The organism is Bacillus sp. ChL18, assembly GCF_026241425.1.
GTDB classification, from domain to species: Bacteria; Bacillota; Bacilli; order Bacillales; family Bacillaceae; genus Bacillus; species Bacillus velezensis.
Genome location: NZ_JAPHWE010000002.1, coordinates 871,010 through 884,328, shown reverse-complemented (window position 1 = coordinate 884,328; position 13,319 = coordinate 871,010). Strand labels below are relative to the sequence as shown.

The following is a 13,319-nucleotide window of genomic DNA, read 5'->3' as shown; positions in this document are numbered from 1 at the left end:
CATAAAGAAAACCGGAGCCCTTAAGCTCCGGTTTTTCTTATTTATAAAATACTTTCTCAATGTTGTATTTCGACTGAAGGGTATTGATCGCGTACGTTTCGTAAATCTCCCTTTCCATCGGATCATTTACGACACATACTTCAATTTTATACACTTCGTCCCTGTGATGTTTAACAGGTGACACATTGTCTTCAAAATGCTTTTTGATTCTTTGTCTTAATTTACGGGCTTTCCCGACAAACAGCAGCTCATCATGAATGTTATAAAACATAAATATGCCGCCTTTGTCTCTCGGAATTTGGTGAAAATCAATGAAACCGTAAATCGCTTTAATCGCCGGTTCATTCTCCGACGGTGACTGCTGCCGTTCCGTAATGGTTACATCAGGAGCAGGAAGGTTTATTTTTATCAAATGGGTCACGTCCTCTTATTCATTAAAGCTCCATCCTATCATAAGAATGCGCCAAAAGCTATTTTTTATTCAAGCGCCCCGGCTGGATCATAAAGGCTCAAATCAATTTCTGTCTGCTGCCCGAGCGCGAGTTTCGCCAGTTCAGCCCCCAGATACGGCCCGCTCGTCAGTCCTGAGGCGCCCAGCCCGTTGGCAACGAGGAGTCCGCTGATATTCGGCACTTTGCCGATGACGGGAAGAAAACCGGGAGTAAACGGCCTGAACCCGACTCTTGTCTCTATCATAGTACTGTCTGAAAGCCCCGGCGCCACAGTTAATGCTTTGTCAAAAATCTCGCGGAGACCGCCGGCCGTCACCCGCAAATCCATGCCGGTATCGTTTTCATGAGTCGCGCCCGCTATGATTCTGCCGCTGTCAAAGGCGAGAATATATTGATCGTTTGGGGGCATGACGACGGGCCAGCCGCCCGTCTCCTCTCCCTGAAGCTCTAAATGAACGATCTGCGCCTTTTGGTATGATACTGAAAAACGGATGCCGAGCGGCTCAAGCAGCTCTCTCGCCCAAGCGCCGGCCGTTACGAGAACCTGGTCGGCAGTAAGCGTGCGTTCTGCGGTTTTCACACCGATGACGGCACCGTCCTCTGTCAATATTGACGCTTCTTCATTGTAAACAGCCGCTCCGTGCTTAACGGCCGCATTTAACAGCGCCTTACGAAGCGCCCTCCCGTTCACCCGGGCCGCGCCGCTGACATGAACTGCCCCGTATTCCTCCGACAGCGCGGGGAACAGCGCCTTCGTTTCTTCCGGAGTCAGTCTTGTAATGTCACCGATTTCAGGGGCATCCTCTCTTCTTTTATAAGCTCTTTCCTCCATTTGGCTGAGCTTTTTTTCATCCGTATGGAGGCTGACGGCTCCGACCTTTTGATAACCGGTTTCTGTTTCTCCGTCAGCTTCAAGCTGCTGTATCAATCGTTCATAATAACGGGCGCCGCCTTTTGCGATCGCATACCATGCCTGATTGCGCCGCTGCGACAGCCACGGGCAAACGATCCCCGCCGCGGCGTCAGTCGCCTGCCCCGGGTGTTTCCGGTCAATGACCGTTACATCCGCCCCGGCCTTTGCGAGATGATAAGCCGCGGACGCACCGAGAATGCCGGCCCCGATAATCATATAAGACTTCATGTGTAACACCTTTTCTATCTGTTTTGTCTTATTTATTTTAACAAATGGAGCGCCCGGTTCCTACCGGAGTCCTGACGGCAATGATGAGTTTCGAAAACGGAAACGTATAATAAAAGGAATACGTTCTTGTCTGAAAGCCGTTTTCCTCAAGAATTGCTCTGTATTGTGATGTATTTTTTATATCTGACACGGCCAATGTGCCGCCAGGCTTCAGCACCCTCACCATTTCCGCAATCGCCCGTTCCCTCTCTTTTCTGCCGGAAATGTTGTGTACGACAAAATGCGAAATGACAAGGTCAAACGTTTTATCAGGAAACGGCATGTCTTGCGCGAGTCCGTCATACAAATCAATTTCCGGCGCTCCTTCTGCCCGTCTGTTCTTTTCAAATGCGTCTCTCCCGTTTCCGCCCAGATCCCAGCCTGACCATTTGTCAATCGCTGAGACGTCAGCGCCTTTTTGAGCCGCGGCGATGGCTAGCAGCCCCCGTCCCGTCCCAATATCAAGCACCTTCATGTCCGGCTTTAAACCGGAAAGCGCAAGAATGCGATGGCGGTGTAAAAGTTTAATGGCCGTTGAATACAAGAGCATCCAAAGACCGAGCAATAAAAACAAGGTGCCCGTCAGCCAGCCCCAGTAAGGAGGAATCATACCGCATAACGTGGCAGCGGCATAAAGGAGCGCAAGAAAGATAAATCCAAACGCTCCATAAGGCGCATCAATGCCGTATCGTGTTGTCATAACACCCACCCCTTTCAATATTTATCCAAATGGCATACCATATTATTCTAGCAAAAGCCGAAAGGAGATACGACCATATGAAACGCGGCATTACTTTTGACATCCCAAATGAATTCGGACGGTTTGTGGCAGATATATTACAACCGTTCCCCATCTCTTCCTATGCGTGGTTTATCGGTGATGGAGAGGCGTATACTGAATTCAAAGAAGACACCGATACAGACCTATTTCCGCAAAATCAGCGCATCATTCAGGGTCAAGAACTCCGTCAGCGTCTGGAAGGAGACCCTTATTATATGATTTTTGCTGAATTGAAAGCTTTCTCGGGCGGGATGGTAACGGAAATCAATACGTATGAGGAATATTTGGAGAGTTCCTGTGAGCTTGGGCTTCTCATTGCAGATTGCTCGTATGTAACGTTATATTGCAAAGATCCGGATATGCTCGAAGCCCTTTATCAGCAGGCTGTACAATGCGGGTTTCACCGCGTTGACTATGTTACAGATGAGAATGACGCGAGAACGGGATTGTCTGTCTGATGAAGGTGCGTTCTTTTTATGAAGCGTCGGATAGGGCTTAGGATTCAAAATATTGACAAATTCGTGTGTTTTCAACAAAAAAACAACCCCCTCATGTATACTGAGTGCGTAACTTACATATGAAAGGGGTATGGCAATGAAAATCAGCTTGAAGAAAAAAGCAGGTTTTTGGAAGAAGACGGCGGTTTCGTCACTTATTTTCACCATGTTTTTTACCCTGATGATGAGCGGTACGGTTTTTGCGGCCGGGCTGAATACAGATCAAAAGCGCCGGGCGGAACAGCTGACCAGCATCTTTGAAAACGGAAAGACGGAAATCCAATACGGATATGTTGAAGCGTTGGATGACGGAAGAGGTTACACTTGCGGGCGGGCCGGCTTTACGACGGCTACCGGAGATGCGCTGGAAGTAGTCGAAGTATACACGAAAGCGGTGCCGAATAACAAATTGAAACAGTATTTACCTGAATTGCGGCGTCTTGCGAAGGACGAAAGCGATGACATCAGCAATCTGAAAGGATTCGCTTCTGCCTGGCGCTCACTTGGCAATGATAAAGCCTTCCGCGCTGCCCAAGATAAGGTAAATGACAGCTTGTATTATCAGCCGGCGATGAAACGTTCAGAAAATGCCGGACTGAAAACGGCCTTGGCAAAAGCAGTGATGTACGATACGGTGATTCAGCATGGCGACGGCGATGATCCAGACTCCTTTTATGCCCTGATTAAACGCACGAACAAAAAAATGGGCGGGTCACCGAAAGATGGAATTGACGAGAAGAAATGGCTCAATAAATTCTTGGATGTGCGCTATGACGATCTGATGAATCCGTCAGATGAGGATACTCAGGATGAATGGAGAGAATCGGTTGCCCGTGTCGACGTTTTCCGCGATATTGTCAAAGAGAAGAACTACAATTTAAACGGGCCGATTCATGTCCGGTCAAGCGAATACGGTAATTTCACTATTCAATAAACAAAAAAACCCCGCTATATGGCGGGGTTTTACTATTAACCGATGGAGCCTTCCATTTCGAACTTAATCAAACGGTTCATTTCAACTGCGTATTCCATCGGAAGTTCTTTTGTGAATGGCTCGATGAAGCCCATAACGATCATTTCTGTTGCTTCTTCTTCAGAAATACCGCGGCTCATCAGGTAGAAAAGCTGTTCTTCAGAAACTTTTGATACTTTTGCTTCGTGCTCCAATGAAATGTTGTCGTTCAGGATTTCATTGTAAGGGATTGTATCAGAAGTTGATTTGTTATCCATAATGAGCGTATCACACTCGATGTTTGAACGGGCGCCGTCCGCTTTTCGTCCGAAGTGGACGATACCGCGGTATGTTACTTTTCCGCCTTGTTTAGAAATCGATTTTGATACGATTGTGGATGACGTATTCGGTGCAAGGTGAATCATTTTCGCACCTGCGTCCTGATGCTGCCCTTTGCCCGCAAGAGCGATAGAGAGCGTCATGCCGCGCGCGCCTTCACCTTTCAGAATGACAGCCGGATATTTCATCGTCAATTTAGAACCGATGTTTCCGTCAACCCATTCCATCGTCGCGTTTTCTTCACAAACCGTACGTTTCGTTACTAGGTTGTAAACGTTGTTCGCCCAGTTTTGAATTGTTGTATAACGGCAGTAGCCGCCTTTTTTGACGATGATTTCAACAACTGCGCTGTGAAGCGAGTTTGTTGTGTACACAGGAGCCGTACAGCCCTCTACGTAATGAACGCTTGCTTCTTCGTCAACGATGATCAGCGTACGTTCGAACTGACCCATGTTTTCGGAGTTGATGCGGAAGTAAGCTTGAAGCGGTGTTTCAACCTTCACGCCTTTAGGCACGTAGATGAAAGATCCGCCGGACCAAACAGCTGAGTTCAGCGCCGCAAACTTGTTATCAGTCGGCGGAATGACTTTCGCCCAGTGCTCGCGGAAAATGTCTTCATTTTCTTTCAGCGCGCTGTCTGTGTCTTTGAAGACGATGCCTTGCTCTTCAAGATCTTCTTTCATATTGTGGTAAACAACTTCGGATTCGTACTGTGCAGAAACACCGGCAAGGTATTTTTGCTCAGCTTCAGGAATACCGAGTTTGTCGAATGTCTGTTTAATTTCCTCAGGCACTTCATCCCAAGAACGCTCTGAACGCTCAGACGGCTTTACGTAATACGTAATTTCGTCAAAGTTTAAAGAGTTTAAATCCCCGCCCCACTGCGGCATTGGCATGTTGTAGAAATGCTCAAGAGATTTCAGGCGGAAATCAAGCATCCATTGAGGCTCTTCTTTCATGCGTGAAATTTCTTCTACGATTTCTTTTGTCAATCCGCGCTCTGAACGGAAAATGGAAACGTCCTTATCGTGAAAACCGTACTTGTATTCACCAATTTCAGGCATTTTTTTAGCCATCCATTTTCACTCCAATCTTTTAATTGCCGCCTTTTTCGCCAGCGACTCCTTTTTCAAGTGCTTTCCATGAAAGGGTGGCACATTTAATCCGGGCCGGGAATTTCGAAACGCCTTGAAGAGCTTCAATATCCCCGAGATCTATCGAGTCGTCATACTCTTTCCCTTGCATCATGTCTGAGAAAATCTTAGACATGGAAAGGGCGGTATCAATATCTTTTCCTTTAATCGCCTGCGTCATCATGGAAGCTGAAGCCATGGAGATAGAACAGCCTTCCCCTTCAAACTTCGCTTCCTGAACGGTATCGCCGTCAAGCTTCATTGTCAGTCTGATCCGGTCGCCGCAAGTCGGGTTGTTCATATCGACGACGATGCTGTCATCCAAAACCCCTTTGTTGCGCGGATTTTTGTAATGATCCATGATCACTTGTCTGTATAATGTATCTAAATTTGCATTAAAAGACATTTGTAAAGTACTCCTTTGTCTTTTGGAGGGCTTCCGCGAGCTTATCGATCTCTTCCTCTGTATTATACAGATAAAAACTCGCTCTCGCAGTAGCAGATACATCCAGCCATTTCATGAGCGGCTGGGCGCAGTGATGGCCGGCTCTGACCGCAATGCCCTCAGCATCGAGGACAGTCGCGACATCATGAGGGTGAACCTCATCAAGATTAAATGTCACAAGTCCCGCCCGCTCTTTCGGACCGTATACCGTCACGCCGTCTAGCTGCTCGAAACGGTCAAGCGCATAGGCTGCAAGCTGATGCTCATGCCGGGAAATCTCGTCGAGTCCGATCTCTTCAAGAAAATCAATCGCGGCTCCCAATCCGATCGCGCCTGCGATAATCGGCGTGCCTGCTTCAAATTTCCACGGAAGCTCTTTCCAAGTTGATTCATAAAGCCCTACAAAGTCGATCATCTCGCCGCCAAATTCGGCCGGCTCCATATTCTCAAGCAGTTCTTTCTTGCCGTACAGCACGCCGATTCCCGTCGGGCCGCACATTTTATGGGAAGAAAGCGCGAAGAAGTCGCAATCCAAGTCCTGAACGTCGATTTTCATGTGCGGTGTGCTTTGCGCTCCGTCCACCACGATGACCGCGCCATTGTCATGAGCGATTTTGGCGATCTCTTTAATCGGGTTGATCGTGCCGAGTACGTTTGACACATGAGCGACTGCCACGATCTTCGTATGGCTTGTGACAGTCTGCCGGACGTCGTCTAACGAAAGCGTGCCGTCTTCCTGCATCGGGATATATTTTAAAGTCGCACCGGTTGCTTTTACTGCCTGCTGCCACGGAATGATATTCGCATGATGCTCCATTTGGGTGATGACCACTTCATCACCGGGTTTTAAGCTGGCGCGGGCATAGCTCAGCGCCACCATATTCAGTGAAGTTGTCGTGCCTTTTGTGAAAATGACCTCAGCCATTGACTTCGCATTGATAAACTTACGGACTTTTTCACGCGCACCTTCATAGCCGTCTGTCGCTCTCGTGCCAAGAGTATGAACGCCTCTGTGGACATTGGAATTGTATTTGCTGTAATACTGATCCACTGCTTCAATGACAGCACGCGGCTTCTGGGAAGTCGCCGCGCTGTCAAGGTACACGAGGTCATGTCCGTTCACTTGCTGATGAAGGATCGGGAACTGTTCACGAATATCGGTGATATTCATTATTTTACTTTCCTTTCGATGACGGAGACGAGCTGTTTCTTAACTCCTTCAATCGGAAGCTCTTTTACCACCGGAGCAAGGAATCCGTAAATGACTAAGCGCTCCGCTTCTTCTTTCGGAATTCCGCGGCTCATTAAGTAGTAAAGCTGGATCGGGTCCACACGGCCGACAGATGCCGCATGTCCTGCAGTTACATCGTCTTCATCAATTAAAAGAATCGGGTTTGCATCTCCGCGTGCTTTTTCACTCAGCATCAGAACGCGGGATTCCTGTTCAGCGTTTGCTTTCGACGCGCCGTGCTCGATTTTGCCGATTCCGTTAAAAATGGAAGATGCGGCATCTTTCATGACTCCGTGCTTCAGGATATAGCCTTCAGAAGCCTTACCGAAGTGGATGATCTGCGTCGTAAAGTTTTCCGTCTGTTCTCCTCTTCCGACAACTACGGTTTTCGTATCGCCGTATGTGCCGTCTCCGTAGAGGTTTGTCGTATTTTCAGAAATCGTGTCGCCGTCGTTCATCAGTCCGAGCGCCCACTCGATTCTGCTGTCGCGTCCGCGCGCGGCTCCGCGGCGGTTGACGTATGTTGTGACGCCTGCTGACAGGTTGTCAACGGCTCCGTACGTCACGCTGGCATTATCACCTGTGACCACTTCACTGATAATGTTGAATACAGCTTCTTTCGGATTCACCGTGCTGATGTAGTTCTCAACGTAAGTGACGGAGCTGTGGTCTTCAGCGACGATCAGCACGTGGTTGAACAATGCCGTGTCATTGCTTTCATGAACATAAACAGCCTGAACAGGCGTCTCTACCTGAACGTTTTTAGGAACATAAAGGAATGCCCCGCCGTTCATTAATGCTGCATGAAGCGCAGTCAGTTTATGTTCGTCGACCTTAACGCCGTCTTTCATGAAGTACTTCTCAACGAGGTCGCTGTGCTCACGGGCAGCCGTTAAGATGTCCGTAAAGATGACGCCTTTGTCTTTCAGTTCTTTAGAAAGAGAAAGGAAAGCGGGCGTTTGGTCACGCTGCACATATAACGTTTTGTCTTCGTTTTCGATATCGATCAGCGCTTTTGCTTCATCAGCTAAATCTTCTAAAGAAGCAAGCGGCGCATTTTCTACTGTATGCTTGTTGAACTTTGTAAAGTTCCAATTTGTGATTTTTGTTTTATCAGGCTTAGGCAGCGGCAGATCTTCAGCTTTTTCAAGAGCCTGTAAGCGCAGGTTTTTCAGCCAGGCAGGTTCTTGATGCTTTTCGGAAAAGCCTTTGACATATTCCTGATCTACGGATAGTTTCGTTTCCAATGTCATGATTATCCCCCTAACGCTTACGCTTCTTGGCCTACAGTTTCGTCTTCAATGCCCAGTTCTTGTTTAATCCAGTCATAACCTTCCGCTTCAAGGCGCTGTGCAAGCTCCGCGCCGCCGGATTTCACTACGCGTCCCTGCATCATAACGTGAACGACATCAGGCGTGATGTAGTTCAGAAGGCGCTGGTAGTGAGTGATCATTAAGCAGCCGAAGTTTTCGCTGCGCATTCTGTTGATTCCTTTAGAAACGACTTTAAGCGCATCGATATCAAGACCTGAATCGATCTCGTCAAGAATGGCGATTTTCGGCTCGATCATCATAAGCTGAAGGATTTCGTTGCGTTTTTTCTCCCCGCCTGAGAAACCTTCGTTCAGGTAACGCTGCGCCATTTCAGGGTCCATTTCAAGGAACTCCATGTTTTCGTCCATTTTGCGGATGAATTTCATAAGAGAAATTTCATCGCCTTCTTCACGGCGTGCGTTAATCGCAGAGCGAAGGAAATCGGCATTTGTCACACCGCTGATTTCGCTTGGGTACTGCATCGCAAGGAAAAGACCCGCCTGAGCGCGCTCGTCCACTTCCATTTCCAGTACATCCTTGCCGTCAAGCGTGATGCTGCCTTTTGTAACTTCGTATTTCGGGTGTCCCATAATCGCTGCTGAAAGCGTGGATTTACCGGTACCGTTCGGCCCCATGACAGCGTGGAATTCGCCGCCTTTTATTTCAAGGTTTACACCTTTTAAGATCTCTTTTCCTTCGATTTCAACGTGAAGATCCTTGATCGTTAATGTTGAAGCAGCCATATCTATACCTCCAAAATATATAATCATTATTCTCAATTTATTCTCATTCTAATTTTATAACAAATGAAAAGTAAATACAACTTTTTATATTACGGGAACATTCCTAAAGTTTATCAAAGATCAAGGCGTAATTAAAGCTGTTTGAAACAGAAAAAGGGCGGAAATCCACCCTTTTTTACTGACCGATTTTATCATTAAGCTGCGCTGCGAGGAACTTGCTTTTTTGATATTCAAGCTCCCTCTGCCGTTCGACTTCCATCCTTTTTGAAAGACGCCGTCCGTATTCCTCGTAGCCGATGCCGTGTGCCTTCTGCATCGCTTTTTCCATTTCAGGCGTATAGTCAAGGTCCAGTCTCTCATGGCTGGTGCAGATAATGAATCAATCCCTTCATCTATTTGTTTCTATTGTAACAATGATCCGCTGCTCCGGCCAAAGAGAGTGTGCCCCTGAATCCTTTCGAATGTGCCGGAAACCGGCGCTCGCTTTATCTGAAAAACGGTATTCACACGATTGCTCTTTCTAATGCGTCGTATGTCCGAATTCCTGAATGCACTGCTGCACGAGGGTCACTCCCTGACTGAGAGCCGCGCCGCCCCCGAATGCCGCCGCGACGCCGATGACCTCAAGGATGTTTTCTTCTGTCGCCCCTTGGTCAAGGCAGCCCTTCGTATGATAAATCATGCAAAATTCATCTTGAGCGCTGATGCTGATGCCCAGAGCGATTAATTGTTTCTCTTTTTCAGTTAATGAATCCGCTGAGAAACACTGTTCAGTAAATTCATTAAACTTCCGCCCCATCATCGGCATTTTTTGCTCGAATATACCTAAACCTTCTTTATATTGTTTCAGTGCGTCGTGCACGCTTTTTCCGTTATCCTGGTATTGAGCCACTGCCATTCCCTCCAATCGTTAACCTTCCTTTTTATTATGGACAGTTCTCCGATTAATACCCGAAAAAAACCCCGGATGATTCATCCGGGGTTTTCGTTTTATTCAGATACGGGAAGCACAGCTCCGTCGTATTTTTTCTCAATAAAGTCTTTGATTTTCTTAGAGTGAAGCACTTCCATAAGCGCTTTGATTTTCTCTGATTTTTCGTCACCTTTGCGTACGGCGATGATGTTTGCGTACGGGTTGTTTTTCGTTGATTCCACTTGAATCGCATCTTTTAACGGATTCAGTTTGTTTTGAATCGCATAGTTGACGTTAATGAAGACTGCATCGCCTTCTTCTTCATTATATGCTTTCGCCGTTAATTCAGGGGCGATCTTTTTGAATGTCAGGTTTTTCGGGTTTTTCGTAATGTTTTTCGTAGTGGCTTCAATCGTTTTTACCTTCGGATCAAGTGTGATCAGTCCGGCTTTTTCAAGCATCGCCAGCATACGGCCTTGTTCAGCGACATTGTTAGTCATGATGATAGTCGCGCCTTTAGGCAGGTCTTTCAGTGATTTGTATTTTTTCGTGTAAATTCCGAATGGCTCAAGGTGAACGGCTCCGGCATTCACGAGTTTGTAATCTTTATTTTCTTTCATTTCCTGTTCAAGGTAAGGAACGTGCTGGAAGAAGTTCGCATCCACTTCATTATCAGCTAACGCTTTGTTGTACATTTTGTAATCGTTCAGCACTTTTACTTTTAATGTGTAGCCTTTTTCCTTCAAGAGCGGTTCCGCTTCTTTTAAGATTTCAGCATGCGGTGTTTTTGTGGCGGCGACGACGATTTCCTTTTTATTTGAGCCGTTTGATCCGCAGGCGGCCAAAACTCCTGCGAACACAAGCAGCAGCGCACTTAATACAATCTTTTTCAATGTAAATCCTCCCTTATCTTTTGTCTATTATATTTGTAATCACATCACCGATAATCTGAATGATAAAGACGATGATGAGTATAAATACTGTCGCTACAAACGTTACATCCGTATTATTGGACTGGTAGCCTTCTACATATGCAAGGTTTCCGAGTCCGCCTGAACCGATGGCGCCGGCAATGGCGGTAGATCCTATCAGGGCGATGGCCGTAACGGTGATGCCTGAAATTAACGCAGGCATTGATTCAGGAATCAGCACTTTGAAGATAATCGTCGATGTCTTTGCTCCCATTGATCTGGCAGCTTCGATGACTCCTTTATCGACTTCCCGGAGCGCAATTTCCGCAAGACGGGCGTAAAACGGCGCGGAGCCGATAATCAGCGCCGGCAATGCGGCGTTCGGCCCTAAAATCGATCCGACCAAAATCTTAGTAAAGCCGAGAAGCAGAATAATTAAAATAAGAAACGGAATAGACCTGAAAATATTAACGACCGCCGCGATCACGGTGTTAATGATTTTATTTTCCCATAAGCTTCCCTTGCCCGTTAAAAAGAGCAGAAGACCGAGAATCGCTCCGATGATAAATGAAAAAACTAATGCGATGACCGTCATATAAAGGGTCTCGTATGTGGCCGTCCACAGCTCGGTTATATCAACGTTCGGGAACCATTTTTCAAACATTTGTGATCACCTCTGCTTCTACCTGTTTGTCTTTGATGAACCGGATCACGTTTTCTACTTCTTTTTCCTGACCGTCAATATGAATGAATAAAGAACCGTAGGCTCCGTCCTTCGTCTGTGAAATTTTCCCCTGCAGAATATTGACGTCCACATCAAAGTTTCGGATCATTTCCGTAATGAGGGGCTGCTCGGCGGCCTGCCCGACAAATGAAAGCTGAATCGTTTTTCCTGTCGCTGTTTCCTGCAGAAAATGCTGGATGGTTTCTTTCGTCTCCTCCGGTTCTGTCACCTGCTGAACGAAACGCTTGGTCATCGGTTCGCGCGGGTTTCTGAAAACTTGGAGTACTTCGCCTTCTTCAACGACTTTCCCGTTTTCCATGACGGCGACTCTGTTGCAGATTTTTCGGATGACGTGCATTTCATGGGTAATGAGCACGATCGTCAGACCGAGTCTGTCATTTATATCGGATAAAAGATCCAAAATTGAATCGGTCGTCTGCGGATCAAGCGCTGATGTCGCTTCATCGCACAGAAGGACTTTCGGATTATTGGCGAGCGCCCGGGCGATGCCGACACGCTGCTTTTGACCGCCGCTCAGCTGCGACGGATAAGACTTTTCTTTCCCCTCTAATCCGACCAGTTTAATCAATTCATCAGCGCGGCGGATCCGTTCGCTTTTTTTCACGCCGGCGATTTCCAGCGGGAACATAATGTTCTCCCGGACGGTGCGCGACCACAGAAGGTTAAAATGCTGGAAGATCATGCTGATTTCCTGGCGCGCTTTTCTCAGTCCGCGGCTGCTTACTTTATTTAATTCCGTCCCCGCGACTTCCACGGTTCCCGACGTCGGCTTTTCAAGGCCGTTCAGGAGACGGATTAAGGAACTTTTACCAGCTCCGCTATATCCTATAATTCCAAATATTTCGCCCTTTTTGATATCAAGAGTGACATCTTGGACAGCATTGACATCCCCATGCTTCGCTTTGTAAATTTTTGAAACATTTTGAAGATGGATCAAAGCAATCACCCGCCTTACACTATTCTAAGAAATCTTCCGGGTTTCTCCGCAAAAGAAAAGCCTTTCTGCATAAATGAGCAGAAAGGCTGATTGAAAAAGGCCTTTCTCTCATCTTTCAAAGCAGACCGCTTCGAGTGAATTGGCACCATTTCAACATTGTTGATGGTTGCCGGGCTTCATAGGGCACTTCCCTCCACCTCTCTTGATAAGAGAAAACATATCGTATTTTCGTCCGGAAATTCTTACTGTAGAATAGCACGGCGAATGATAAAAAGTCAATAAAATAAATATTGGAAGCTATTGTCACATAGTAGATTGGCAGTTACGGCCGTTTACTGATCGCCTGAAAAAATCCGTTTGTCAGCCAGAGGATGGCCTCCAGCTTCAGCAGAGCTCTGAATGATCCTTTCACTTTGAGTTTTCCGCTTTGGATAAGCTTTTGCAAAGAGACATCACCATGCAGGAGATGGATGATTTCCGTCTGGTTTCCGTAAAAGGTCAAATTAGATTTTTCCTTTGAAACCGACGTTTTTCTCATTTCTCCCTGTCCGTTAATTGAGACCGTTAAGGCTTCTGTTTCTCCTTGGAATGTAATCAGCAGCGTTGAGGCGTTTAATAGCGGTTTCAAAAACAGATGCTGTCCGTCATTCTCTGAAACTTCTATTTTCTCCACTCGTATAACCTCCCGTTTTAATGGCCATACATACACTTTCTCTTTTTAACGGACAGAACCCTTTATAAACCGCA

Annotated in this window: 16 protein-coding genes and 1 riboswitch; of the genes, 2 read left to right on the top strand and 14 right to left on the bottom strand. The window is 46.8% G+C overall.

The annotated features are described in order from the left end of the window. Positions 1-37: 37 nt before the first annotated feature. The 3 genes from OQ477_RS15485 to OQ477_RS15475 all read right to left on the bottom strand — a co-directional run bounded on the left by OQ477_RS15485 (position 38) and on the right by OQ477_RS15475 (position 2,332). On the bottom strand, positions 38-412 hold the full coding sequence (locus OQ477_RS15485; protein ID WP_007410094.1) for a nucleotide excision repair endonuclease: 375 nt from the start codon (positions 410-412) through the stop codon (positions 38-40). 65 nt (positions 413-477) lie between these two features. Continuing rightward, the gene (locus OQ477_RS15480; protein WP_265973088.1) at positions 478-1,593 is read right to left on the bottom strand and encodes an NAD(P)/FAD-dependent oxidoreductase; all 1,116 of its coding nucleotides are present in this window, start codon (positions 1,591-1,593) and stop codon (positions 478-480) included. A 37-nt stretch (positions 1,594-1,630) separates the two neighbouring features. Beyond that, complete coding sequence (locus tag OQ477_RS15475) at positions 1,631-2,332, bottom strand: class I SAM-dependent methyltransferase (RefSeq protein WP_265973087.1); 702 nt, start codon at positions 2,330-2,332, stop codon at positions 1,631-1,633. Between the two features lie 77 nt (positions 2,333-2,409). Here OQ477_RS15475 and OQ477_RS15470 point away from each other — a divergent pair, with 77 nt between their 5' ends. Together OQ477_RS15470 and csn are read left to right on the top strand one after the other, a co-directional pair. Continuing rightward, positions 2,410-2,871: a DUF2691 family protein gene (locus tag OQ477_RS15470; RefSeq protein ID WP_265973086.1), complete on the top strand. Its 462-nt coding sequence runs from the start codon at positions 2,410-2,412 to the stop codon at positions 2,869-2,871. 136 nt (positions 2,872-3,007) lie between these two features. Continuing rightward, complete coding sequence (gene csn / locus OQ477_RS15465) at positions 3,008-3,844, top strand: chitosanase (protein WP_265973085.1); 837 nt, start codon at positions 3,008-3,010, stop codon at positions 3,842-3,844. Between the two features lie 35 nt (positions 3,845-3,879). Here the strand turns inward: csn and sufB are convergent, their stop codons facing one another. The 11 genes from sufB to OQ477_RS15410 all read right to left on the bottom strand — a co-directional run bounded on the left by sufB (position 3,880) and on the right by OQ477_RS15410 (position 13,245). Beyond that, a complete protein-coding gene (gene sufB, locus OQ477_RS15460; RefSeq protein WP_007410090.1) occupies positions 3,880-5,277 on the bottom strand; it encodes a Fe-S cluster assembly protein SufB in 1,398 nt (465 codons plus the stop codon). Positions 5,278-5,296: 19 nt separating this feature from the next. After that, entirely contained in the window at positions 5,297-5,740 is a 444-nt protein-coding gene (gene sufU, locus OQ477_RS15455; protein ID WP_003151877.1) for a Fe-S cluster assembly sulfur transfer protein SufU, read from the bottom strand. Continuing rightward, positions 5,730-6,950 carry a cysteine desulfurase SufS gene (gene sufS / locus OQ477_RS15450; RefSeq protein WP_265973083.1) on the bottom strand — a complete coding sequence of 407 codons (1,221 nt, stop codon included), beginning with the start codon at positions 6,948-6,950 and terminating at the stop codon, positions 5,730-5,732. The genes sufU and sufS overlap by 11 nt, the downstream gene beginning before the upstream one ends. Continuing rightward, positions 6,950-8,263, bottom strand: a complete 1,314-nt coding sequence (sufD, locus tag OQ477_RS15445) for a Fe-S cluster assembly protein SufD (protein WP_007613603.1) — start codon at positions 8,261-8,263, stop codon at positions 6,950-6,952. Before sufD ends, sufS begins: the two co-directional genes overlap by 1 nt. A gap of 17 nt (positions 8,264-8,280) precedes the next feature. After that, positions 8,281-9,066: a Fe-S cluster assembly ATPase SufC gene (gene sufC / locus OQ477_RS15440; protein WP_003327022.1), complete on the bottom strand. Its 786-nt coding sequence runs from the start codon at positions 9,064-9,066 to the stop codon at positions 8,281-8,283. Positions 9,067-9,241: 175 nt separating this feature from the next. Continuing rightward, positions 9,242-9,394, bottom strand: coding sequence for a hypothetical protein (locus tag OQ477_RS15435; protein WP_265973073.1), 153 nt, complete (start codon positions 9,392-9,394; stop codon positions 9,242-9,244). 192 nt (positions 9,395-9,586) lie between these two features. After that, positions 9,587-9,964, bottom strand: a complete 378-nt coding sequence (locus OQ477_RS15430; protein WP_029973602.1) for a carboxymuconolactone decarboxylase family protein — start codon at positions 9,962-9,964, stop codon at positions 9,587-9,589. A gap of 92 nt (positions 9,965-10,056) precedes the next feature. Next, entirely contained in the window at positions 10,057-10,872 is an 816-nt protein-coding gene (gene metQ, locus OQ477_RS15425; RefSeq protein WP_032876641.1) for a methionine ABC transporter substrate-binding lipoprotein MetQ, read from the bottom strand. A gap of 13 nt (positions 10,873-10,885) precedes the next feature. After that, complete coding sequence (locus OQ477_RS15420; protein ID WP_003151851.1) at positions 10,886-11,554, bottom strand: methionine ABC transporter permease; 669 nt, start codon at positions 11,552-11,554, stop codon at positions 10,886-10,888. After that, positions 11,547-12,572, bottom strand: coding sequence for a methionine ABC transporter ATP-binding protein MetN (gene metN, locus OQ477_RS15415; RefSeq protein WP_174737189.1), 1,026 nt, complete (start codon positions 12,570-12,572; stop codon positions 11,547-11,549). Before metN ends, OQ477_RS15420 begins: the two co-directional genes overlap by 8 nt. A gap of 105 nt (positions 12,573-12,677) precedes the next feature. Beyond that, positions 12,678-12,784: riboswitch (SAM riboswitch) on the bottom strand. Between the two features lie 110 nt (positions 12,785-12,894). Then, positions 12,895-13,245 (bottom strand): SCP2 sterol-binding domain-containing protein, encoded by a 351-nt coding sequence (locus OQ477_RS15410; protein ID WP_007410085.1) that lies wholly within the window; start codon positions 13,243-13,245, stop codon positions 12,895-12,897. Between the last annotated feature and the right edge of the window lie 74 nt (positions 13,246-13,319).